This window comes from Kurthia sp. ISK08 (assembly GCF_046159805.1).
GTDB classification, from domain to species: Bacteria; Bacillota; Bacilli; order Bacillales_A; family Planococcaceae; genus Kurthia; species Kurthia gibsonii.
In genome coordinates this window covers 367,323-392,196 of record NZ_JBJXHL010000002.1, presented here as the reverse complement: position 1 = coordinate 392,196, position 24,874 = coordinate 367,323, and the positions used below count along the sequence as shown (strand labels likewise).

Here is a 24,874-nt window from a genome sequence, read left to right as displayed (position 1 = left end):
TCCCTTCCATCCTATTGTAGCGAATTCCCTGAATAAAGAAAAGAGGCTTAAGTTAAATCCCTCGCCTCTCTATCCCTTATAAAAAAATAAAATAATAGCCCAACATTAAAACAATACCTAAAATACCAGAAATCATGAAATAAATGAGCTTTTTCTGAACTCCTACAATAATCCAAAGTATGCAGTTTATTAAGAGTACACCAAGCGTAATGAGCGAATGTCCTGGCGCTAATAAAGTGGATACTTTAATGGAGATTGCAAACAGTAACAGTGCTGCTGTTGCATAAACGAGCGTATTTGTTAAAGTCCGATTATTCGCTGTTTTCAGTAAATAGTACACAAGTGCAATGAAAATAATACAGCTTAATGCGATGAGAATGATTGCATATTTTTGTGCAAATAAAAACATGAGTACAATCATCGCTAATGTCGTTAATGCTAACATGAGCATCTGTACTACTTTAATAATCGGTGCAGAGTCTTTCTTCAATACAGCTTGTTTCGATAATTCTTCTTCTTGTTCTTCAAGAAGCGCTTCCCCTTCTGTATATAATTGCATTAAAAAATCGCAATAATGTTCAGGTAATAAATGATTCTTCTTCCAAAAAGAAATCTCTCGTATAATCAGCTTCTTCTTTATTTGTTCATTGTCCATAAACGCCGCTCCTCCAACTACCAGATCTATACATATTATCGGACTAAAACCAATTATGTAAAGTCTAATTTAGCAGGAACAAAAAAACGGTATATAGCTCTTGTTAAAAGCCATATACCGTAATTATAATCCTATTCTAAGAAGTCTTTCAGACGTTTACTACGTGATGGATGACGTAATTTGCGAAGTGCTTTTGCTTCAATTTGACGAATACGTTCACGTGTTACACCGAATACTTTACCTACTTCTTCTAGTGTGCGTGTACGGCCATCATCTAAACCGAAACGTAAACGTAGTACATTCTCTTCACGGTCTGTTAATGTATCAAGTACATCTTCTAATTGTTCTTTTAATAATTCATAAGCTGCGTGATCAGAAGGTGATTGTGCTTCTGAATCTTCAATGAAGTCACCTAAGTGCGAATCGTCTTCCTCACCGATTGGTGTTTCTAATGATACGGGTTCTTGTGCAATCTTTAAGATTTCACGTACTTTTTCAGGTGTTAAATCCATTTCTTCACCAATTTCTTCTGGAGATGGTTCGCGACCTAAATCTTGTAATAATGAACGCTGTACGCGAATTAATTTATTAATTGTTTCGACCATGTGTACTGGGATACGAATTGTACGCGCTTGGTCAGCAATCGCACGTGTAATCGCTTGACGAATCCACCATGTAGCATAAGTTGAGAATTTGAAGCCTTTACGGTAATCGAATTTTTCAACTGCTTTGATTAGACCCATGTTACCTTCTTGAATTAAATCAAGGAATAGCATCCCACGACCGACATAACGTTTCGCAATACTTACTACAAGTCGTAAGTTCGCTTCAGCAAGACGTTTACGCGCTTCATCATCGCCTGCTTCAATACGTTCAGCTAATGAAATCTCTTGTTCAGCTGTTAATAAGTCTACGCGACCGATTTCTTTTAAATACATACGTACAGGGTCATTAATCTTAACGCCCGGTGGTACACTTAAATCGTTTAGGTCGAATACTTCTGCTGAGTTATCGCCTGCTTTTAAAAGACGCTCTAAATTCTCTTCATCGCCTGCTTTACCGCCTAATTCGATACCATTCGTTTCTAATTTATCGATAAATTCTTCGACTTGGTCTGCTTCCATTTCGTAAGAACTTAATTTATCTGCTAGCTCTTTATACGTTAATTCACCTGATTTTTTACCTGCTTCAAGTAAACTTTTTTTCATTTCCTCTAATGTGTGCTCGTGTTCTACTTTTGTTACTTGTACAGCTTTTTTACTTTTTTTCGGTTTTTCTGCCATAGTTGTCTTCCTCCTCCTAACAGTCAGATTCTTTAAAAGACTGCTAGTGATTTTTTTAAATCAATTATTTCTTGAGAAAGCGCAATTGCACTTTTTAAGTCATGCAGTTGCTCTGCTTCTTGCAATGCATGTGTTTTGTCTGCGATTTGTTGCTGGATTTTAAACTTTTTAACCTGTTTCAGACAATCGGCAATTTCCTCATCTTTATGGTCTGGATCTCGATCAACTAGTGCAGCTTCCATTACAATTTTACGCAATTCTCTATCTTCGACAATTTCAGCAAAACGCTGATAATCTGCTTTTTCATGCGATTCATAAAAGCCCATGAGATGGACGTAAATAGCCAAATAGTCTTCTCTTACAAAAGGTGCTCCTTCTTGATGTTCGCGAAAATCATCTGCCACATCAATACTATGCAGTAAATGAGCTAATAACAACCTTTCTGCTCGATCAATTGCTGTATAAACACGCTTTGGCTGAACCGCTTGTTGCATCGGTTGTTCTTGTTCATGTCGCGTATTTAGATTTGTCTGTGAGCGTTCTTGTTTTTGTGCTTCTTTAAGACGCAATTGACTTTGTAAGGTTTCGACTGAAACTTGTGTTTCTTCCGAAATACGTTTGACATACAGTTCTCTTTCAATTGGTGAAACACCACTTGTAAGATAGGATAAAGCTTCATCCGCATACTGCTGGACATCATTTGGGTATTGAAAGTTTTTGTTACGCTTCGCATACATCATCATAAAACTAATATAAGATAATGGCTCAGCAATGACTTGATTTTGGAACGCTTCCGCTCCGTTATTGCGTATATATTCATCCGGGTCCATACCTGCTGGTAAAGTTGCAACCTCAACGGTTAAATTTTCTGCATGTAACATTTCTGCAGCTCTTTTTGCAGCTTCAAAACCGGCATGGTCACCATCGTAACAAACGATAATATGATTCGTGATGCGCTTTATTTTTTGAATATGTTGCGGTGTCAATGATGTTCCCATTGTGGCAACACCATGATGAACCCCGACATTCTTAGCAGCAAGTACATCCATAAATCCTTCGAAAATAATGAGCTTTCTTTCTTTCCGAACGATGGGTCTCGCTTGATCTAGGTTATATAATACTTCACTCTTTCGGAATATAAGCGACTCAGGGCTGTTCATGTATTTCGCCTGTTCTTTATCTGCTTCTAAAATTCTACCTGAAAAGGCGATAATTTTCCCCGTATCATCACGAATTGGAAACATAATTCGGCTTCTGAAACGATCGAAGTAGCCTGAGCCATCTTCACGTCGAATTGATAAGCCACTTTGTTCTAACTCTTCATACGTAAATCCTTTTTGATGTAATAAAGTAGTAAGCGATTCCCAGTGTGGCATACTAAATCCGATGCCATAGGTCTTAATCATTTCTTGCGTAAAGCCACGTCCTTCTAAATAACGTAAGCCTTCTTCACCTTCTTCTGTATTCAACAATAAGTGTTGAAAATACTGTGCTGCAAGTATATGCGCTTCCTTCATTCTCTCTTCTTCTGGAGAAGTTTCGGTTGTTAATCTATGTTGCGCTTCAGAAGATGACACTTCAACATGTACACCAACTTGATCACCTAATTTACGAACCGCTTCCTGAAAACTCAAATTCTCAATGTCCATAAGGAATGTAATCGCGTTACCGCCTGCACCACATCCAAAGCAATGAAAAATTTGTTTTTCTGTAGAAACAGAGAAAGACGGTGTCTGCTCACCGTGGAATGGACATAATCCAAAATAGTTGCGTCCACGCTTCGTTAGCTGCATATAACTGCTAATTACGTCTACGATATCTGCCTGAGAACGAATTTCTTCAATTAACTCCTCAGGGATTCTTTGAGCCATTTCATCACCATCTTTTATACTTGCTATAGGTTACATTCTATATCCATCAATTAATATCCTTCTAATATGAGACATTTTATTTTAAAATATCTAAAATAATTAAAAGTTATTACTCTTATTTTTACCTCAATTTTTTATTGTAAAACATTTGTACCTTTAAATCTAGTATATTTGACGAATTCAACCAAAAAAAGTTTCATCTTTTATTTTCCATTTAGTACAACGTGGTAAAGACTTCTTTTTCTAAGAAAACAATTTATTGACTTAAAAGGAAAATAAAGTCCGTCTATCCTCGTAATCATGTAAGAGGAATTAGACGGACTTTTATTGATTTTTTTGCAGTCGATGAATAATATCATTTGCAGTTTCTTCTACTGCTTTATTCGTCACATCAATAACCGGACAACCGATTCGATCAACGATGCGTTTAAAATGTTCAATTTCTTCGTCAATGCGCTCGAACTTTGCATAATTCGCACCATCATTTAATCCAAGTGCGATTAAGCGTTCTCTTCGAATACCATTCAGTTTCTCAGGCGAAATAATCAAACCAAAGCATTTTTCCGGTGGTACTAAAAATAATTCTTCCGGCGGCTCTACTTCGGGCACAAGTGGTACATTGGCTACTTTATAACGCTTATGTGCTAAAAACTGTGATAATGGTGTTTTCGATGTACGTGACACACCAATTAGAACAATATCTGCTTTTAATAGACCACGTGGATCTCGTCCATCATCATATTTCACCGCAAATTCGATTGCTTCAATCTTTTGGAAGTAATCATCATCTAACTTCCTTACAAGACCTGGTTCCTCAATCGGCTCTAAATGTAAAGAATCACTTAACATTTCCATTAAAGGACCCATTAAATCATTGTGTGGAATACGATACATTTCACACTCTGCGTGCAAGAAGTAGCGAAGCGATTCTTGGACAATCGTATAAACAATCATCGCTTGTTGGCTTACCGCAATTTGAACAATCTCACTTAATTGTTCCTTACTATCGATATGTGGAAAGCGTTGAAATGTTACATCTTGTAAACCTGGTCTAAATTGGCTAACAGCTGCTTTCGCTACTAACTCCCCCGTCTCTCCGACAGAATCTGAGACTACATATACTAAAATTTTATCCATTTAACGCACCACCTTACAAATCATGATTTTCAGCGAGCGATAAAAACGCACGCGTAATATTTGTTTTTGTAATTCTTCCAATAACCTCATAACCATCTGGGTGCTCTACCACCACAGGTAATGCGTCAATTTGTCTTTCAATTAACTTATTTGCAGCTTGAATCAGTCCATCTGTTTTAAAACAAAAAGCAATGTTCGGCATTCTTGTCATAATAATATGTACGGGAATATGATTCAAATCTTGGCTCCCTATACTTGTACGTAGTAAATCTTTTCGAGATAAAACTCCTGTTAAATACGCATTTTTATCAACGACAAAAAGTGTTCCAACATCCTCTAAGAACATTTGACAGATGGCATCATAAACTGACATATCCTCTGCTACAACAATCGGTATTGACTGGAAGTCTTTTACCTTCATATTGGTCATGCTTTCAACAACTGCTTGTCCTGTTTTCTTACCAGAATAGAAATACCCAACACGTGGACGTGCATCTAAAAAGCCCGCCATCGTTAAAATAGCGAGATCTGGTCGTAACGTCGCACGTGTTAAGGACAGGCGCTCTGCGATTTGCTCTCCTGTAATTGGTCCATTATTCTTGACAATTTCCAATATTTCTTCCTGACGTTTGTTGAGTTCGATATCACTCACCGCCCCAAAAGTGTTATACTTAATTCTTAATTATTATATACTATTTTTCTAAAGATTGCTAAGAAAAGTATTGCGTGATACAATATCTTCAAACAATATAGGCGATGAACGAAATATAAGTATGTGGTCATTTAAAAGCGAGTAGGGGTTGGTGAAAGCCTACACGAACACAGAAAAGGCATTCGGGAGCCATTTTATGTTAAAGAGGGCTATTTGTATAGCCAATCGGGGTGGAACCGCGGGTTAAGTACTCGTCCCCGGGCAGAAAGTTTGCCCGGAGACGGGTACTTTTTTCATTTTTATTTTTTAGAGGAGGTCATTTTTATGACAAAATCAATGGAGAGTATTGTAAGTTTAGCAAAACACAGAGGTTTCGTATTTCCTGGTTCGGAAATTTACGGCGGCTTAGCAAACACATGGGATTACGGTCCACTAGGTGTTGAATTAAAAAACAATGTAAAAAAAGCATGGTGGGATAAATTCGTTCAAGAATCTGAATACAATGTTGGTTTAGACGCAGCGATTTTAATGAACCCAAAAACGTGGATTGCTTCAGGCCATGTAGGTAACTTCAACGATCCAATGATCGACTGTAAATCATGTAAAGCACGTCATCGTGCAGATAAATTAATCGAAGATGCTTCACTTGAAAAAACAGGCAAAGAAATTATCGTAGACGGTATGAGCTTTGATCAAATGAAAGAAAAAATGGTAGAACTTGATGTAACTTGCCCGAACTGTGGTGCAAATGACTTCACAGATATTCGCCAATTCAACTTAATGTTCAAAACATTCCAAGGTGTAACAGAAGATTCTACAAATGAAATTTTCTTACGCCCTGAAACAGCACAAGGTATTTTCGTTAACTTTAAAAATGTACAACGTTCAATGCGTAAACGTACACCATTCGGTATTGCACAAGTAGGTAAATCATTCCGTAACGAAATCACACCTGGTAACTTTACATTCCGTACACGTGAATTCGAACAAATGGAATTAGAATTCTTCTGCAAACCAGGTGAAGAATTAGAATGGCATGCTTATTGGAAAGAATTCTGTAAAAACTGGTTATTAAACCTTTCAATGAAAGAAGATTCAATGCGTTTACGTGACCATGAAGAAGATGAATTATCTCACTACTCAAACGCAACAACAGACATCGAATTCCGCTTCCCATTCGGTTGGGGTGAACTATGGGGTGTTGCATCTCGTACAGACTTCGACTTAAAACGCCATATGGAACATTCAGGTGAAGACTTCACATATATCGACCCTGTAACAAACGAACGTTATGTACCATACTGTATCGAACCATCATTAGGTGCTGACCGTGTAACACTTGCATTCCTATGTGACGCTTACGAAGAAGAAGAATTAGAAGGCGGCGACACACGTACAGTTTTACGCTTCCACCCTGCTTTAGCACCATTCAAAGCAGCTGTATTACCATTATCTAAAAAATTATCTGACGGTGCACATGACGTATGGGCTGAATTACGCAAGCACTTCCCAGTTGATTATGATGAATCACAATCAATCGGTAAACGCTACCGTCGTCAAGACGAGATCGGTACACCATTCTGTATCACATACGACTTCGACTCAGCTGAAGACGGCATGGTAACAGTACGTCACCGCGACACAATGGAACAAGAACGTATGCCAATCGCAGACGTAAAAGCATTCATTGAAAAAACACTAGAATTTTAATATAGAAAGATGAAGCTTCTGGTCACATCATAGGGCATTGGAAGGCACGACGTGAAAGTTGCACTTTACTTTCACCCAAGTAACTGAAATGGACCGATGATGTAGAAGCTGAATCTGGACTATCTAGAAAGATGAAATCGCTCGTCACATCTGGCAACACTACAGGGCACGAATGGAAAGTAGCTCTTTACTTTCCACCGAGTGACCGAAGTGGTGTGAAGATGTAGCGATTGAATCTAGATTACACAGAAAGATGAGGCTTCTGATCACATCATAGGACATTGGAAGGCACGACGTGAAAGTTGCACTTTACTTTCACCCAAGTGACTGAAATGGACCGATGATGTAGAAGCTGAATCTGGACTATCTAGAAAGATGAAATCGCTCGTCACATCTGGCAACACTGCAGGGCACGAATGGAAAGTAGCTCTTCACTTTCCACCGAGTGACCGAAGTGGTGTGAAGATGTAGCGATTGAATCTAGATTACACAGAAAGATGAGGCTTCTGATCACATCATAGGACATTGGAAGGCACGACGTGAAAGTCGCACTTCACTTTCACCCAAGTGACTGAAATGGACCGATGATGTAGAAGCTGAATCTGGCCTACTATATGAACAAATAAGCCAACGAATCGAAGTAACAATCGGTTCGTTGGCTATTTTTATAACCTTATTCGATAACAGCAAAAGTCATAACCAAATAGGAAGATACAGGCATATGGATGATTGTTCTAGAAAGTTGTTCACCATTTTCTAAATTAAATTCATTTATTTCACCACGTATATTTTCATCATCTTTGCTGTTACGAAGATCGTACATCGTAAAAATATAGGCTTTATTTCCTTTAACCGTTATTTGTTCAGTGAGTGTACTTTTTTGATCGAGGGCTGAACGTTGATTCTTCGGTATTTTGAACGTACGTTTTTGAATTTGTTCTTGTTCATTCATCACATACGTTTCTAAATACCCACTTAAAATTACAAGTTGATGATTGACAACTGCAAGCGAGTCCGGGTTGAAATTTTCATCACCAATCGGTATTTTTTTAACGATTTCCAATGTTTTCGGATCAATTTTAACCAGCTTTCCTGCGTTTATAACTGTATGATCATCCGCACCCGTTCTCACTTGATTGACTGCATAATACAAATAACCTTTATAAAAGACTAATGCTGGATTACCTGGTAAGCCAGATTTTGAGTATTCTTCATCATCTAACTCTAATTTCTTTGAAGAAACAACTTCCTCGCTTTTTAAATCAATGTGATGGATATAAGCGATTGCATCAGGGTCAGCTGTCGTAATGTATGCGGCATCTTTTTCAATATGTATAGAATGTGTAAAACCATGTGGGATTGTAAGAGATTTCTTATTACTTGGTTGATTCCGTTGCCAATATACAAGTTTTTGACCATTTTTTAAATCTCCTGCAATATCATAGATCACATAATCATCATTCGATTGAATTGAAAATGAATGACTTGCATTTTTATTTAAATTAATAGACTCAATCTTACCGGTTTTTAAATCGATTGAAGAACGTTGGGAAGATCGATTATTTACGACATACGCTTGATTGTTCGTTGATGTCATACTAATGGGTTCCGCTAAATCTTGTTTAGTGCTTTGCGATAAAAAGTTCCCTGCTTCGTCAATGACATAAAATGCGCCTGTATTCGCTTCATTCATACTTCTTAACTCTGAAAAGGCTAATACATATTTGCCATTTTTCATGTTTAATGTGTTCGTTGCTTTAGGGATATTTTCTATAAGCTGCACTTCTTTTTCTTCTAAATGAGGAGAATACGCCATATAAACAATAAGACGTGGTAAAAAGTAAGATGATGTCGCAATGACAATTAAAATACTTCCGATGATATAAAACCATTTATATTTTTTCATTAATAGCTCCTTCTTCATATGTTTATGTAGAATTTATATTAAATCCATAAAACACTACGAACTCACTTAATTATGACATATATAACCATAAAATCAATATTTTTCATTTCTTTCTTCTATGTATAAAAGTGTTTTTATTTTTTAAAGTAGCTTATAATGAAAGATATAGTACAAGCTTGAAAGGACTTGATGTTTTGAAACAAAAACTACATCGCATCTTTTCATATGGCACGCTCGCAATTAAATTCGATGAAGCTTTAACCGTTGGACTTGCTTTAGATGATGAACTCGTAGTGTCAAATGGACAATTTGATATACCACTTAAAGTAATTAGTGCGAACATCTCACCAACATATCCTGATATTCTCAACGTTGAAGTATCAAAAGTGTTTTCTTATGTAGCTGATCGCAAATATACACCGCGACAAATACATGATATGAACACGCACATATTAAATCAACAAAACATGCAAATCGATGCAGCACAGTTACCATATGAACAAAATATCGTTATGAGTCAAATTTTCTGGGATACTTCGATGTATCATGAAATGAATGACTTAGACGGCGAAGAATTTTTATATGAATAAAAAACAGCCACCTGATTATTCCTCAGGTGGCTGTTTTTCTGTTTGATTGAATAACAGTGGCGTGCGCTCTAGCTGCGTTATAAAACTTTTCGACTTAAAACGCATGCCGGATTGTTCTTCATAAATCGTACTCACAATATTTTTAATAAAGCGTTTCGTTTCTTTTTTTAATGTCAAATTCCCCACTTGGTCAATTGGCATATTATAAAAAATACGAATTAACTTTAATTGTGTTGGCGTTAAACGAATAATATAAGGATCCATATGAAAACAACGATGGCATAAAAAGCCACCTTGACCAAATGAAAAGGCAAACTCTCCTTCTACACTGCCACAACCTGCACAATGCGATAATGTCGGCTGTACTCCTGTGAAGGGTAACATCTTCCATTCAACAAATAAAGAAATCGCTTCTGGATCATAGCCTTCTTCAATTGCATGAAGTGCTTGTCTTAACATATGAAATACACCAGGTTCTGGGCGATCATTTTCAACTAATCGGTCGACCATCTCCATAACATAACTTGCATAGGCTGTTGCTTCAATATCTTGCTGGATATGACGCATCGTCGAAATGGCTTCACCTTGTTGGAGCGTCCCCATACCTTTTCCTTTTGCCACTAAGAAGTTTCCATGTGTAAAAGGCTGTGTTACACCAGAAAGACGGCTAGAGGGCTTTTTAGCACCTCTAGCCATTACTGCAATCTTCCCTGCTTCTTCCGTCATTAAAATAACGACTTTATTCGTTTCACCGTATGCACGAGTTTTCAAGACAATGCCTTCTAGTTTACTGAGCAATGCCTTTCACTTCCTTCTAGTATTCGTCGTCACGATAACCGAAATCACGTAATTGAGATGAACGGTCACGCCAATCTTTTTGTACTTTTACCCATAGTTCTAAATAGACTTTTGAGCCAAGTAAGTTTTCGATATCTTTACGTGCACGTATTCCAATATCTTTTAACATCGCACCGCGTTTACCGATAATGATTCCTTTTTGTGAGTCACGTTCAACGATAATCGATGCCGTAACACGTACTTTTTCATTTTCGTCACGTCGAATTTTTTCAATTTCAACTGCGATTGAATGTGGTACTTCATCGCGTGTTAAGTGAAGTACTTTTTCACGAATCATTTCAGCGATGATAAAACGCTCAGGGTGATCCGTTACTTGATCTGCTGGATAGTATTGTGGACCTTCAGGTAAATATTTTTTAATCGTTTCTAATAGACGATCGACATTATTTCCTTGAAGTGCTGAAATCGGAATAATCTCTGCAAAATCAAATGCAGTACGGTATTCTTCAATTTTCGCTAATACTTCATCAGGATGAATGGCATCAATTTTGTTTACGACTAAAAATACAGGTGTTTTTGTACCTTTTAACATCTCCATTACATACTCGTCGCCAGGTCCTAATTTTTGTTCTGCGTTAACCATAAACATAATGACTTCCACTTCACGTAAAGCATTTTTTGATACTTTTAACATGAATTCGCCTAGTTTATGTTTTGGCTTATGAATACCTGGTGTATCGATAAAGATCATTTGTGCATCATCTGTTGTTAATACACCTTGTACTTTATTACGTGTTGTTTGTGGCTTATCACTCATAATCGCAATTTTTTGACCGATGACACGATTTAAAAATGTTGATTTTCCGACGTTCGGACGTCCAATAATTGAGATAAAACCTGATTTAAATTGTTTATTCTGTTGCATGTAATACATCCTCCGGGGTAAAGGCTCCTGGTAGTAATTCTGCTACCGTTGTTTCTTGTACATCGCCTTTTAAATTTGTTAAATATACGGGCATATCAGGGGCACAGAATTCTGAAATCACCTGTCTGCATGCGCCACATGGAGCTACAGGACCTTCTGTATCTGCTACAACCGCAAGTGCTGTAAATTGTTTTGTACCTTGTGATACAGCTTTAAAAATCGCTGTTCGTTCAGCACAGTTTGTTAAACTATAACCCGAGTTTTCAATATTACAACCATGAAATACTTCGCCGTCTTTTGATAATAATGCGGCTCCGACAGGGAATTTTGAATACGGTACATAGGCGAATGAACGCCCTTTTTTTGCTTCTTCCATCAGTTGTGTTGGATTCATATACTCTCTCCATTCTATTTACTAGAATTCAAACCATTTTGGCAAAAAGATAATTAAGCCAATGATCACACTAAAAATTGCTGCGATTAATACAGCTCCTGCTGCTAAATCTTTCGCTCGTTTGGCAAGGGGATGAAATTCATCCGTCACTAAATCTACTACGCGCTCGATAGCGGAATTCGTCATCTCTAATGATAACACAGCTGCGATTGCAAGGAGTAGAATTGTCCACTCATTTGCTGAAATTCCTGTTAAAAACCCAGCTATTATAACGACAACCATCGCAAATAAGTGAAATCGAAAATTCCGTTCACTACATACTGCCCGAACCCCTGCAAAAGCATACATAAATGATTTAAAAAACTTTTTAATCACGTTCATTTTTGTCACGTGACAAACCAAATGACTCTAAAATTTCATCTTGCTTTCCAAACATAACTTTTTCATCTTCTGGTGTCATATGGTCATAACCTAGTAGATGTAAGAAGCCATGAACCGCGAGAAAACCAAGTTCACGTTCAAATGAATGACCGAACTCCTCTGCCTGTTCACGCGTACGATCAATTGAGATAATAATATCTCCTAATACACGCGGCATTCCTTCAGCAATAATCGCTGTCTCACCTTCACCTAATTCTTCTAAAGCGAATGAGATGACATCTGTTGGTGCATCTTTATCACGATACTGTTTATTAATCTCATGAATCGCTTCATTCGTCACAAACGTAACAGATAATTCTGTGCCTTCTTCAATATTTTCTACTTTTGCAGCATGTTGTAGTAAAGAGGAAACAAGTGCTATATCACTTTGTTGAACCTCTTCTGTTTCATCTAAAAAATCAATTTCTAATAGCATATAATGCCCTCCTAAGCTTTGTCTTGCTTCGGATACTCAATGCGTGAATGGAATGTTCCATTTAGTGTCTCACAAAAAACTTTTTCAATAATTTTAAGTTCTTTAATTGAAAGGTCACATTCATCCAGCTGACCATCCATTAATTTATCTTGTGCGATGGCGTGAACGAGATCACGAATTTTTTCTGCACTTGGCTCTTTCATCGAACGTACTGCTGCTTCTACACTATCTGCAATACAAATAATCGCATTTTCTTTTGACTGCGGTTTTGGACCACTATAGCGGAATTGCTCTTCCTCCACCTGATCATCCAATTCTTTTGCCTTGTAATAGAAAAATTTCACCAATGTCGTACCATGATGTTGCTGTGCAATGTCAATAATTTCTCTCGGCATTTTATGCTTCTCTAAAATTTCCACACCATCTTCAACGTGGGCAATAATTATATCGCTAGATGCGTCTGGTGGCAACTGATCGTGCGGATTCAATCCGTTCATTTGATTTTCAACGAAGAATCCAGGTCTTCTTGTTTTCCCGATATCATGATAATAACAACCGACACGCGCTAATAAACCATTCGCACCAATCGCTTCGCAAGCCGCTTCTGCTAAATTTGCGACCATCAAACTATGATGATACGTTCCAGGAGCTTCCATTAAAATTTTCTTTAATAACGGGTGATTTGGATTCGATAATTCAATCAAACGGAAACTTGAAATAATCCCAAAACCTGATTCAATAAACGGTAACGAACCAATCGCAAGCGCTCCCGATAGAATCGCTGAAAATAATGCTGCAATTAAATAGAATGAGAGTTCATTCCACGTATAATTAGATTGCGTTAACAATAAATAGAATGCAATAAACAAAACATTAATTCCTGCTACTTGAAAACTCGCTGTTAAAATCTTCGAGCGATTTTCAATTCTTCTCGTAAATACAACACTTGCTAAACCACTAATAATCATATAAAGCGCCAATTCCATCTGAATAACAGTCGAATATCCCTCTTGAAAGATGACACCTGCTGATAACCCTAGCATGATTGTCGCTAAAATAGCGGCTCGTTCACTCACTAATATTCGGAGTAATAGCGGTGCGACAGCAGCTGGGAATAAGAATCCGACAATCACATCAAACTCACCATCAATTAAATTTAAAATTTGCATTAAAATAATTGATAGTAAATAAATAAGAGATGTAATCAGAACGTCACGTGTTTTTTCTGTATCAGCTTTTCGCTTATTCGCTGCAAAGCTTGCATAGAAGAATAGCATCTGTAGCAAAATTAAAATACCTAGACCAAGCTTTGGCTTAATGGACGCATCATCACTTAACAAACCAGTCAATTGAAGTTGACGGTAAATGTTCCGATCAATAACTTGTCCTTCTTGTACGATAATTTGTCCTTGTAAAATCTTTGTTGGATCTACACTCGCTCGTGCTAAGTCCATTCGCTCTTTTGTCGCTTTTTCATCTTTTGTCTCATTCACGACTAAAGCAGCTCGTCCAATACGGATACCCACACCTTGAAGTTTACTTGGGAATGTTGAGCTATAACGAATTGTACGCTCTACGCTTGCTCGCGCCTCCATCAGACGATCTTCACGAATAGGTGAAGACATTTGACGTTCTACTGCCTTTACAAGATCTTGTTGCGCTGTTTTTAATTCGGATTCGCTACTTGTTAATAGTAACTTTAAATCCGCTTCATTTAGCTCAATCTTATTTTCGTTGTCTGTAATTTTAGCTAAATCTGACTGCATACTTTTGATTTGTTCATTTAATGCTTTTGAGCGTTCTTTTCCTTTCGTATCAGCTACCTTTTTTTGTCGGTCAATTAAATCATCAAACAATGTATTCAACATTGAAATTGTATTTTTCCCTTTTTCTTCTGAATACGTATAAACAGGTTCTACTTCAGAAGCTGCTTCTTCTCGTTCTTTTTCGGTTTTTTCTGTATCTTCAACTGTTTTAACAGAACGAATCGTATCTGGGGACACTTGGAACAACTTTAAATCGTAATGTTCACCTCGTACATCTTTCATCATTAATAAATATTGAAAAAAGCCTGTTAGAATTAATATACCAGCTAGTAGCAGGGGGAAACGTACAATTTTCGTTATTTTTTCTATAAACTTTGACATCTTCACCCTACCTTTCTTTTATGTAGATTCATAGGAAAATTCGAGAACCCTTTTTGCATTCTCGAATTTCCTGTTCTATGCTTCACTTTTTTCATCATCATATGCCGTTATAATTTTCGCTACGAGTGGGTGTCGAACAATATCTCCCGCTTCTAAAATTTGGAAAGACACATCTTTCACTGAACGCAAGATATATTCAGCATGTGTAAGGCCTGAAGCTACACCCCTCGGTAAATCGATTTGTGTTTTATCTCCTGTTATAACCATTTTAGAACCAAAACCAAGACGTGTTAAAAACATCTTCATTTGCGCTTTTGTTGTATTCTGCGCTTCATCTAAAATAACAAAGGCATCATCTAATGTACGTCCGCGCATATAGGCTAGTGGCGCAATCTCAATCGTGCCACGCTCAATCATACGTGTTGTTTGCTCTAACCCTAATACGTCATGCAAAGCATCATATAGAGGGCGTAAGTATGGATCTACTTTTTCTTTTAAATCCCCTGGTAAAAAGCCTAGACTTTCTCCCGCTTCAACAGCAGGTCGTGTTAAGATAATACGCTTCACCGCATTATTTTTTAAAGCTGTAACAGCCATAACAACCGCTAAGTATGTTTTACCCGTTCCAGCTGGTCCAATTCCAAATACAAGGTCTTTATTGCGAATCGCTTTAATATAATTGCGTTGCCCAATTGTTTTTGCACGAATAATTTTCCCTTTTGTATTTCGCGCAATCACTTCATCATATAATTCTGCGAAATATTCAACCGTCCCCGCTTTTGACATCTCGATTGCGGAAACTACATCACGTTGATTGATGTTAATGTCTTTGCGAATCACTTTTAATAACTGTTCGATCAGCGCAGCCGCTTCAGCCTTTTGTTCGTCATTGCCGACGATGACAATCGAGTCGCCTCTTGTAATCATTTGAATATCGTATGTCTCTTCGATTAGCTTCAAATTTGCATCTGAAATACCAAGTAACATAACGGCTTCATTTGGATCTTTTAACGTTAGCTGAATAGGTTGTTGTTCTGTCATTTGAGCTCTCCTTAACGTACATCATATTTTTTATTTTTTTACTTTCATTACAAGTCTAAACATACTAGTACCTGTCTACACTTGTACTTTTTTCTAGCTTATCACTCTCTTTGTTTGCGTGCAAAAGTTTTATTGTTTTTCCGTAAAAGTTCTCGAAAAAAGAGTGAAGAGTTCGTGACATATAAAAAGAGACTTTGAAGTCTTTTTGATTTCAAAATCTCTTTTTGATTTATTTTCTTTTTGAAACAGGTGGCGCCAAAATTTCTGATACGATAATCGATTGAGCTAACTCACGTTGTGTACGTGGTAAGACCGACTGACTAGATGCAACTTTTCTTTTCGCAACCATTTTATTTGTTGCAACAACCACTTTCGGACGTTCTGCTGCATTTTTAAATGGGCGAGAAGATTCGATAGTGTCGGTCGTAACATTTCGAGGTGTCGTAACACGCTTTTCTCTCTTAACCTGCTTCTTTTTTGGGTTTTCTGTTAATTGGCGATCTAATTCTTGTGAAACTTTCTTTGCGTAATCACCAAGTGCTTTAGATGTAGATGTCTTTTTTTGTGTTGGTCCTTGTCCCATAGAGGGCATTTGTTTCTTTGCAGATTTCTCTTCCTCTTTTGAACCTAAACGACCAATGACAGCACTGATTACTGATATAATGAGAAATATAATCAGACCTTCCATATGCCATCCTCCTTTAGCAAATCAGATGCCTATTCCTCACCTTTTGCGTGATTTTGATCCATCTTACTAATTGATTGACGCATACTTGTATCTGCTTGTACGTTTTGATAATTCATATAATCCATGACACCTAAATTACCCGATTTGAACGCTTCTGCTAGTGCAAGTGGTACTTCTGCTTCCGCTTCCACAACTTTTGCTTTCATTTCTTGTACTTTAGCAACCATCTCTTGCTCGTTAGCAACAGCCATCGCACGGCGTTCTTCTGCTTTTGCCTGTGCAATATTTTTATCTGCCTCTGCTTGTTCAATTTGTAATTCTGCACCAATGTTTTTGCCGACATCAACATCCGCAATATCAATCGATAGAATTTCGAATGCTGTACCAGAATCTAAACCTTTGGCTAGAACGGTTTGTGAAATCATATCTGGATTTTCTAATACTTCTGTATGACTTTTCGCGCTACCAATTGTGGATACAATCCCCTCACCTACACGAGCGATGATTGTTTCTTCACCAGCACCACCAACTAGACGGTCGATGTTCGCACGAACGGTAATACGCGCTTTTGCTTTTACTTCAATCCCGTTCATTGCCACACCAGCGATAAATGGCGTTTCAATTACTTTCGGGTTAACAGACATCTGTACAGCTTCTAATACATCACGACCTGCAAGATCGATTGCCGCACAGCGTTCAAATGTTAATTCAATGTTTGCACGATGCGCTGCAATTAATGCATTGACAACACGATCTACATTACCACCGGCTAAATAGTGACTCTCTAACTGGTTAATCGACACTTGTAATCCTGCTTTATGTGCTTTAATTAAAGGATTAACGATGCGTGACGGAATAACACGTCTTAAACGCATACCGATTAATGTGAAAATACTAACTCTTACACCTGCTGCTAAAGCTGAAATCCATAGTGCTACGGGTACAAATGTAAATAAAATTGCTAATAAAATTACCGCTACAACAATGACAATAATCATGCTAATGGCACTACCTGTTAACGCTGCTGTTCCCATAATTTAAAACCCCCTGTTTAATCTTTTTTCTCACGCACAACAATCCGTGAACCTTCTACTTTGACAAAGATGACCTCTTTGTCTGCATCGATAAAATTACCTTCTGATACAACGTCAATTCGTTCCCCGTTATACATCACAACACCAGACGGTCTTAATGCTGTAACCGTTCTAGCAGTTTGTTGCAATAACTCTGTACGGTTGATATTTGACACGTATCCACTTTCTGTATCTGTTGAATCGAATAATACCATTCGATTTAGAACAGATAGCTTCTTTCCAAAGAATTTCATCATAACCACCATCCCTATAATCGCGAGGATTAGTGCGATTGCAACAGCATATGCCATGAACGTAAAATTCGCGCCAGCATATAAAAAACTAATAACAATCAACACAAGACCTGTAATACCTATAATCATACCAGGAACCACTAACTCGACAAGCATACAAATAAACCCTGCAACAAATAATAGTAATAAACCGAATGTCGCATACCCTGCTATTATATGTGCGATAAAGAAAATCAGCACGAGTGTTACACCAATTATACCACTTGTATTCACTCCAGATGAAAATAAAGCACCGACAAATAACAAACTAATGATGGGCAACATGACGAGTACAACATATGGATTCGTTAGAAATTGTATTATTTCTCCCATAATGCAGGCACCTCCAATCTTATAGGGTTCGTGTCTTTATAATGGTATTTACGAATGAATATGAAAATGGTTTCATAAAATTTATTTTTCAAATATTTCTTTTAGAATCTCGAATAACTTGAAGTGCTAGTCTCACGAGTAGAAGCAGACTTAAAAAAAGACCTAAATAAGCTGCTGTATTCAAATAAACGACATAACTATTTTGAATAATTTGTGCTACTGCTAAAATACCAACTGATAAAACACCGAATGTAATCGCGACAAGTAGTAACAAAAATTGTGACAACCATTTCACTAAAAAAGCTTTGTTTGTTTCACTTGAGGTGAAGTCCATCTTCACCTTCACTTCACCTTTTTCAATTGTTCGTGCAATCTGATCGACACGATATGGTATTTCTTTAATAACTGGCCATGCAAGGAAGATCTCTTCTTGTGCTAGTTGTTTGAGCGACTTTACTTTTTCAATTGGCTCATGTATTTTAGCTGTATCTTTTGCAAAATCGCTTGCTTCTTTAAAGGCATCGAAGTCTTTTGAAACACTCTGAATCGTTCCTTCTAATGTTACAAGTGCTCTTAGTGCAATACCTACCATTGGAAAAAGTCTCATGTGATGTTTTTGAACAATTTTGAAGAGAGATTGTACGACTTGACTCGTCGAAATGTGATCTAAATAAGCCATTTCAACAAGTAACTGACTTACAGATTGTTCAAAACCTGGATCTTTCGCATGTTCGTCATTTTCCACAAGATGTTTCAATGAATCGACAACAATTCTTGCATTACCACGATGATAACCTAAAAATAATGTTTTGATTCCTTGCTGTTGCCCTTTACTAATACGTCCAACAGCCCCAAAATCTAAAAGCGCAACTTGTCCTGTATTTTTTACGATATGGACATTTCCAGGATGAGGATCCCCATGAAAAATCCCTGCCTTCATAACTTGAGATAAAAAACTTCCGAATAATTGCGTAAGCGCCTCTTCTTTCGTTACGCCATTACGATATAATGTTTCGTCTGCTTCTGTAATTTTCACACCATCAATATATTCCATTACTAGCACTGAAGAATTACTCATATGGCTATACACCTTAGGAATGACAACAGGATACTTACTATCTAAAGTAGAATTCGTAATTTGCTCCATATTTTTAAGCTCTATACAAAAATCAATTTCTTCTCGCATTCCTTTTGCAAAATTTTGTGCAAGTTCTGCAAAATTTAAATTCTCAGCCCACTGCGATTCCTCTGTAAGCCAGTGCGCAAAACTAATTAATAAATCTAAATCTCTTTGTAGTAAGTCTGCAATATCTGGACGTAATATCTTAACAACTACTTTTTCATACGTTCCGCTCAGCGTAGCTTGATGAACCTGACCAATTGAACCTGAAGCGAGCGGCTCAAAATCAAATCGATCGAAAGTTTTCTCCCAATCTTCACCTAATACAGATTGCATACGCATGGATATAGCTTCTTTCGGAATTGGTTTAATATTTTGTTGTAGCTCTGCTAACTCCGTTGTAAATGCCTCTGGTAATAAATCTTTTCTAGTAGATAGCATCTGACCAAATTTAATAAAGATTCCATCACATTCTTCTAACATCATACGAAACGAATGTGCATTTTTTCTCTCGGCTTCTGATGTACGCCAAATACCAAACGCGCGACCGATTCCATATTTAAACGCAATTCGAAGTACTGAAGTCAAACGTCTTTGCAAGCGCCATCTTGTCATAATTCTAGCAAAGATATTTTGTTTCGCTTGCTCAGCACTACTAATATGAACTGGCTCAAATAATTCTAAAACAAGATGCAACAACATCGTAATCAATAATAGACTCGCAAACCATATGAGTGTACTAAAAAACATCGACTCATCTTCAATTGGAGTATAGTAATCTTTACGGTGTTGGATAAACATATACCAATAAATAACCGACGTAATCGTTACACTTAAACCAACTGCAAATAAACGCTTGAAAATACTTAAACGCGTCCCGATTAATCTGCCTGTAAAGAAATAAATTAAAACTCCCACAAGCGTAAATTGGATAAACCAACTCAAAAATTGGATCATTTGGCTTCACCTCCCACTACTTTATATTGAAACATATTTCACAAAATTTTTCCTTTAAAACTATTTTCCTTTATAACGAATGTTACAATTATGTTATTTTAATCATAATGATTGGCAAAGTAAGTTTATGGGTGTAAAATAAATATATCAATTTTATAAAGGTGGCGTATTATAAATGAGAAAAAATTGGATCTTTTTCCTCGGTATTGGGATTTGGATTACTTCCATCGCTGCATTTTTTGAAATTACCAGTGTACCAGCTTTCAAGAGCTTTATAGATAAAATATTCGTTCAGCCGAATCCTGTTACATCAGTTTTAGCCTTTATTATGTTGGGTATTATTATCTGGTACATCTTAAAAGGAATCGAGCTTGGTAAAAAACAATCTATGGATTGATTGTGAAACTTCTTACATACAACTGTAAGAAGTTTTTTTATTTTTCGGATTATTTCTATCATTTGGTTTTATTCCCTTTATTTTCTTTGTGCTAACGAATTTAGACAACAAAAAACTCGCATGATTTGTTTGACAATTCATACGAGTTTTTTCTTATTTAATGCGTATTATTTTTCTTCTACTGTTTCACTTAATCGCGCCTCACGCTTATCCGCTATTTTTTTCTGAATATGATACCAGAAATAACATGCAATCATCGCTGGGACACCAAAGTATAAAACAGAACGTTGTTCAGGATCTAATAATAGACCAAGTGTTGCACCTAAACAAAGTAAAAATGCTAGAATTGGTACAAGTGGATATAATTTTACACGGAATTTTAAATCCTCTAATTTCCCGCCTTCTTTCAAGTATTGTCTTCTGAACATAAATTGTGAAACCACAATTCCCATCCAACCAACCACTACACCGAATCCTGCTACAGCAACTAACATCACATAAACTGTTGTCGGCGCAATAATACTTGATAATAGTGATAAACAAGAGATTAACATACAAACAATGAGCGCGTTCATTGGAACACCACGTTTATTAATTGTACCAAGTGCTTTTGGCACCATTTTTTCTTTTGATAATGACCAAAGCATACGTGTCGAAGCATATAAACCTGAATTTGCTACAGATAATAATGCTGTAATAATGACGAAGTTCATAATATCTGCTGCGTACGGAATACCTAACATGTCAAATACTGTAACGAAAGGACTTTGCGATACACTTGAATCTTCCCAAGGTAATAATGCACCTAAAACAATAATTGCACCAATGAAGAAGAATAATGTACGCCATACGATGTTTTTAATCGAACGTGGAATATCACGAGATGGGTTTTCACTTTCCCCTGCTGTAATCCCGATTAACTCTGTTCCTGAAAACGCAAAACTAATTGATACCATCGCAATTAAGATAGGTGCAAAACCATTCGGCAGTAATCCACCTTCACCTGTGAAATTCGATAATAATGGTGCATGCTCATGTCCAGTAACTGGTACAATGCCAAAAATTGCTGCAGCACCTAAAAAGATAAATATAATAACAATAATTATTTTTAATCCAGCAAACCAAAATTCTGACTCAGCAAAAAACTTTACTGATAAAGCATTAAAGACAAATATTGTTACCCCAAAAATAACGCTCCATACCCACACAGGCGATTCTGGGAACCATCTTTGCATCAATAATCCAACAGCTGTAAATTCAGATCCAACTGTTACTACCCAGTTTAACCAATAAATAATACCAACTGAAAAACCAACTCCTGGGCTAATATAACGTGTCGCATACTCATGGAATGATCCAGAAGTCGGATTATATACTGCTAACTCTCCTAAACATAGCATTACTAAAAACATTGTTAAACCACCAACAGCATATGCTAAAAGCGTACCAAAAGGGCCCGCGTTATGCATAATATTCCCCGTACTTAAGAAAAAGCCTGTTCCGATTACACCCCCAAGTGAAATCATGAACATGTGTCGACTTTTAATCGAACGTTGTAATTCATTTTGTTTCCCCATCCTGTCTCCCCCTAGTTGAAAAAAACTAAATTTACTGTTTGTAAACGATTTCTTATAAGTATAAAAATTTTTCTGAAATTTCTTTTTATACATTTTCTATATTTTTAAAATGTTCACAAAAAGTTCGTTAAGACTAAATTATCTTATCTTATACAAAATGGCAATACGGAAAATTTCTTTGCACTGCAAATTTTTTTTGCTATTCACTGTTGTTTTTTTATTTTAAATGCTAGTTTTCTATGCATAAAACCTCATTCTTTCAGCTTTTCTCAAAAAAAGATAATTTGCTTTTCATTTTACGAAAAAAATATTTTTATAAAAATAATTCAAATGTACTACCACTTTTTTTATTTGATACGCATTAAAAAAGCCTGAAAATCTCAAGGATTTTCAGGCTTTCATTCATTTGCAAGTTAAATAAATCATGATAGTGCGTGTTTTGAACGTAGGGATTGTCTAGGAATTAAATTACCACTTACGTTTTCGTGCAGCTTCTGATTTCTTTTTGCGTTTTACGCTAGGTTTTTCATAAAATTCGCGTTTTCTTACCTCTTGAATTGTACCACTTTTAGAAACAGTACGTTTGAAGCGGCGAAGAGCATCTTCAAGCGATTCGTTTTTTCTAACGACAGTTTTTGACATCTCTCTTTCCCTCCCTCCGACACACGTCAAAGCACAACCAATATGAATAACATATCGTTGTTTACTACAAGATTATATCCTATATACGTATAATGGTCAAGCATTGTGTTACATTAATATTCAGAATCTGATGATAAACCATTCATAATCTTTACACCTGAGCTTGCACCGATGCGATTTGCACCTGCTGCTACCATTTTTTCAACGTCTTCTAAGCTACGAACGCCTCCTGAAGCTTTTACGCCTAATTCAGCGCCTACAATACGTCGCATAAGTGCAACATCTTCAGCTGTTGCACCGCTTGTTGAAAAGCCTGTAGACGTCTTTACAAAGTCTAATTTTGCTTCTACTGCTAATTCACATGCTTTTTCTTTTTCTTCGTCTGTTAATAAACATGTTTCTAAAATAACTTTTACAAGTTTTTCACCCGCTGCTTCACGTACAGCTTTCATGTCTTCTAACACAACATCATATTGTCCCGCTTTTAATGCACCGATATTTAAAACCATATCAATTTCATCTGCACCATTCGCAATAGCATCTTTTGTTTCAAAAGCTTTTGTCTTAGCTGTTGATGCACCCAATGGGAAACCAATTACTGTACATACTTTTGATTTTGCTCCTTGTAATTCTTCAGCTGCTAATTTTACAAAATATGGATTAACACACACAGATGCAAAGTCATAGGTTCTCGCTTCTTTGCATAACTCTTTTACTTGTGCCGCTGTCGCCTCTGGTTTTAATAATGTGTGATCAATAAGTGATGCGATATTTGTTGTCATAAAATAGCTCCTTTTTTAAGTTGTACGTACCTCTTTATTAGCATAGCATGAATTCAATGAAAAGCCCAGTTTTACACAAAAAAATAGTAGAACGCATGCGCACGTTCTACTTCTCTACCGCTTTTTCAATTCCTCTAGCTAAAGCTTCTGCTATACGATTTTGATAAGCTGTTTTTGCTAGTCTTTCGTCATCTTGACGATCATTTAAATAGCCTAACTCTACGATTACAGATGGCATATTGGGCCAATTAAGTGCTGTCATTTGATCAGCATATAATAAACCTTTTTTATGAGTATCCAGTTTTGCCGATTTTATTTCATGTAATAGCACTTGACTAACTTTTCGATTCGCTTCCGTCAACTTTTTCGTATAACGATTGTTTTCATGCGCCATAATAATGTACATACCACGCCCATTTGCATCCTTTGCACCATCTGCATGTAGTTGAATATAAAGGTCTGCATTTTGTTTATTCGCAAATTCTGCACGCTCTTTTGTCGACTTGGCAATGACATGTTCTGTACGTGTTAATTTGACCTCATATTTTGAAGCATCTAATCGCTCTTTGATACGGTTTGCTACTTGTAGCGTCAATGCATACTCTGCTTGTCCTGTAGATACGCCATATGCACTTGCAGGCATTTTAGGCTTCCATGTATGTGAATCTGGTCCAATTGGCTCTAAACGCTGATCTCGATAACGTTGATGCCCTGGATCAATAACAATTATTTTTTTCTCTTTTTCTTTTACTTGTACGGGCTGTTCCATTGGTTTTTTCACAACTACTTGTTTTTTCGGTTGCATTTTTTGCACAACTTCTTTTTCTTCCACAATTGTTGGTTTAGGCGGTATGTATTGTAAAGCTTCCATATGCTTCTTTAAATACGTTTGTCCAAAAAACAAAAAAATGAGCGGTATAACGAGTGCAATTGCCACAATGAACATCCTTAAATATCTCAATACAACACATCCTTTTTGTTGAGATATTCTTAGTATAGCCTTTTTAGACTAAAATTTCATGTACAGTTTATATTTTCGCATGAAAA

General features: G+C 36.7%; 24 protein-coding genes. 3 read left to right on the top strand and 21 right to left on the bottom strand.

The window, feature by feature from the left end; translation table 11 throughout:
• Positions 1 to 76 precede the first annotated feature (76 nt).
• From ACKVQX_RS05495 to ACKVQX_RS05475, 5 genes are all read right to left on the bottom strand, one after another.
• Positions 77 to 655: a hypothetical protein gene (locus ACKVQX_RS05495; protein WP_068452655.1), complete on the bottom strand. Its 579-nt coding sequence runs from the start codon at positions 653 to 655 to the stop codon at positions 77 to 79.
• A gap of 131 nt (positions 656 to 786) precedes the next feature.
• On the bottom strand, positions 787 to 1,938 hold the full coding sequence (gene rpoD, locus ACKVQX_RS05490) for an RNA polymerase sigma factor RpoD (RefSeq protein WP_068452653.1): 1,152 nt from the start codon (positions 1,936 to 1,938) through the stop codon (positions 787 to 789).
• A 32-nt stretch (positions 1,939 to 1,970) separates the two neighbouring features.
• Complete coding sequence (gene dnaG, locus ACKVQX_RS05485) at positions 1,971 to 3,809, bottom strand: DNA primase (protein ID WP_368633967.1); 1,839 nt, start codon at positions 3,807 to 3,809, stop codon at positions 1,971 to 1,973.
• Positions 3,810 to 4,133: 324 nt separating this feature from the next.
• On the bottom strand, positions 4,134 to 4,946 hold the full coding sequence (locus ACKVQX_RS05480; protein WP_285215124.1) for a pyruvate, water dikinase regulatory protein: 813 nt from the start codon (positions 4,944 to 4,946) through the stop codon (positions 4,134 to 4,136).
• Positions 4,947 to 4,959: 13 nt separating this feature from the next.
• Positions 4,960 to 5,598: a helix-turn-helix transcriptional regulator gene (locus ACKVQX_RS05475; RefSeq protein WP_068452645.1), complete on the bottom strand. Its 639-nt coding sequence runs from the start codon at positions 5,596 to 5,598 to the stop codon at positions 4,960 to 4,962.
• Between the two features lie 324 nt (positions 5,599 to 5,922).
• Between ACKVQX_RS05475 and ACKVQX_RS05470 the strand changes: the two genes are divergently transcribed.
• Positions 5,923 to 7,308: a glycine--tRNA ligase gene (locus tag ACKVQX_RS05470; protein ID WP_068452642.1), complete on the top strand. Its 1,386-nt coding sequence runs from the start codon at positions 5,923 to 5,925 to the stop codon at positions 7,306 to 7,308.
• Between the two features lie 673 nt (positions 7,309 to 7,981).
• Here the strand turns inward: ACKVQX_RS05470 and ACKVQX_RS05465 are convergent.
• Positions 7,982 to 9,214: a hypothetical protein gene (locus ACKVQX_RS05465; protein WP_068452639.1), complete on the bottom strand. Its 1,233-nt coding sequence runs from the start codon at positions 9,212 to 9,214 to the stop codon at positions 7,982 to 7,984.
• A gap of 194 nt (positions 9,215 to 9,408) precedes the next feature.
• Here ACKVQX_RS05465 and ACKVQX_RS05460 point away from each other — a divergent pair, with 194 nt between their 5' ends.
• Complete coding sequence (locus ACKVQX_RS05460; RefSeq protein ID WP_068452634.1) at positions 9,409 to 9,804, top strand: hypothetical protein; 396 nt, start codon at positions 9,409 to 9,411, stop codon at positions 9,802 to 9,804.
• A 15-nt stretch (positions 9,805 to 9,819) separates the two neighbouring features.
• Here ACKVQX_RS05460 and recO read toward each other — a convergent pair whose 3' ends face one another.
• The 11 genes from recO to ACKVQX_RS05405 form a co-directional block, all read right to left on the bottom strand.
• On the bottom strand, positions 9,820 to 10,602 hold the full coding sequence (gene recO, locus ACKVQX_RS05455; protein ID WP_068452631.1) for a DNA repair protein RecO: 783 nt from the start codon (positions 10,600 to 10,602) through the stop codon (positions 9,820 to 9,822).
• Between the two features lie 16 nt (positions 10,603 to 10,618).
• Positions 10,619 to 11,527 carry a GTPase Era gene (gene era / locus ACKVQX_RS05450; RefSeq protein WP_285215126.1) on the bottom strand — a complete coding sequence of 303 codons (909 nt, stop codon included), beginning with the start codon at positions 11,525 to 11,527 and terminating at the stop codon, positions 10,619 to 10,621.
• Positions 11,514 to 11,921: a cytidine deaminase gene (locus ACKVQX_RS05445; RefSeq protein WP_068452624.1), complete on the bottom strand. Its 408-nt coding sequence runs from the start codon at positions 11,919 to 11,921 to the stop codon at positions 11,514 to 11,516. The genes era and ACKVQX_RS05445 overlap by 14 nt, the downstream gene beginning before the upstream one ends.
• A gap of 21 nt (positions 11,922 to 11,942) precedes the next feature.
• The gene (locus ACKVQX_RS05440; protein ID WP_068452621.1) at positions 11,943 to 12,302 is read right to left on the bottom strand and encodes a diacylglycerol kinase family protein; all 360 of its coding nucleotides are present in this window, start codon (positions 12,300 to 12,302) and stop codon (positions 11,943 to 11,945) included.
• Positions 12,289 to 12,777 carry an rRNA maturation RNase YbeY gene (ybeY, locus tag ACKVQX_RS05435; protein ID WP_068452618.1) on the bottom strand — a complete coding sequence of 163 codons (489 nt, stop codon included), beginning with the start codon at positions 12,775 to 12,777 and terminating at the stop codon, positions 12,289 to 12,291. The genes ACKVQX_RS05440 and ybeY overlap by 14 nt, the downstream gene beginning before the upstream one ends.
• 11 nt (positions 12,778 to 12,788) lie before the next feature.
• Positions 12,789 to 14,924: an HD family phosphohydrolase gene (locus ACKVQX_RS05430; RefSeq protein ID WP_368633964.1), complete on the bottom strand. Its 2,136-nt coding sequence runs from the start codon at positions 14,922 to 14,924 to the stop codon at positions 12,789 to 12,791.
• Between the two features lie 75 nt (positions 14,925 to 14,999).
• Positions 15,000 to 15,965 (bottom strand): PhoH family protein, encoded by a 966-nt coding sequence (locus ACKVQX_RS05425; protein ID WP_068452612.1) that lies wholly within the window; start codon positions 15,963 to 15,965, stop codon positions 15,000 to 15,002.
• Between the two features lie 229 nt (positions 15,966 to 16,194).
• Entirely contained in the window at positions 16,195 to 16,653 is a 459-nt protein-coding gene (locus tag ACKVQX_RS05420) for a hypothetical protein (protein WP_368633963.1), read from the bottom strand.
• A gap of 29 nt (positions 16,654 to 16,682) precedes the next feature.
• Positions 16,683 to 17,687: a flotillin-like protein FloA gene (gene floA, locus ACKVQX_RS05415; protein WP_068452606.1), complete on the bottom strand. Its 1,005-nt coding sequence runs from the start codon at positions 17,685 to 17,687 to the stop codon at positions 16,683 to 16,685.
• Positions 17,688 to 17,704: 17 nt separating this feature from the next.
• The gene (locus ACKVQX_RS05410; protein WP_068452603.1) at positions 17,705 to 18,352 is read right to left on the bottom strand and encodes an NfeD family protein; all 648 of its coding nucleotides are present in this window, start codon (positions 18,350 to 18,352) and stop codon (positions 17,705 to 17,707) included.
• 88 nt (positions 18,353 to 18,440) lie between these two features.
• Positions 18,441 to 20,429 (bottom strand): AarF/ABC1/UbiB kinase family protein, encoded by a 1,989-nt coding sequence (locus ACKVQX_RS05405; protein ID WP_068452600.1) that lies wholly within the window; start codon positions 20,427 to 20,429, stop codon positions 18,441 to 18,443.
• 175 nt (positions 20,430 to 20,604) lie between these two features.
• On the opposite strand from ACKVQX_RS05405, the gene ACKVQX_RS05400 reads away from it, so the two are divergent.
• A complete protein-coding gene (locus ACKVQX_RS05400; protein WP_068452598.1) occupies positions 20,605 to 20,826 on the top strand; it encodes a hypothetical protein in 222 nt (73 codons plus the stop codon).
• 167 nt (positions 20,827 to 20,993) lie between these two features.
• Here ACKVQX_RS05400 and ACKVQX_RS05395 read toward each other — a convergent pair whose 3' ends face one another.
• The 4 genes from ACKVQX_RS05395 to ACKVQX_RS05380 form a co-directional block, all read right to left on the bottom strand.
• Positions 20,994 to 22,403 (bottom strand): amino acid permease, encoded by a 1,410-nt coding sequence (locus ACKVQX_RS05395; RefSeq protein WP_068452595.1) that lies wholly within the window; start codon positions 22,401 to 22,403, stop codon positions 20,994 to 20,996.
• 468 nt (positions 22,404 to 22,871) lie between these two features.
• Positions 22,872 to 23,045: a 30S ribosomal protein S21 gene (gene rpsU, locus ACKVQX_RS05390; RefSeq protein WP_004227078.1), complete on the bottom strand. Its 174-nt coding sequence runs from the start codon at positions 23,043 to 23,045 to the stop codon at positions 22,872 to 22,874.
• Between the two features lie 113 nt (positions 23,046 to 23,158).
• Positions 23,159 to 23,827 carry a deoxyribose-phosphate aldolase gene (gene deoC, locus ACKVQX_RS05385; RefSeq protein ID WP_068452592.1) on the bottom strand — a complete coding sequence of 223 codons (669 nt, stop codon included), beginning with the start codon at positions 23,825 to 23,827 and terminating at the stop codon, positions 23,159 to 23,161.
• A gap of 106 nt (positions 23,828 to 23,933) precedes the next feature.
• Positions 23,934 to 24,788: an N-acetylmuramoyl-L-alanine amidase gene (locus ACKVQX_RS05380; RefSeq protein ID WP_285215129.1), complete on the bottom strand. Its 855-nt coding sequence runs from the start codon at positions 24,786 to 24,788 to the stop codon at positions 23,934 to 23,936.
• Positions 24,789 to 24,874: the final 86 nt, after the last annotated feature.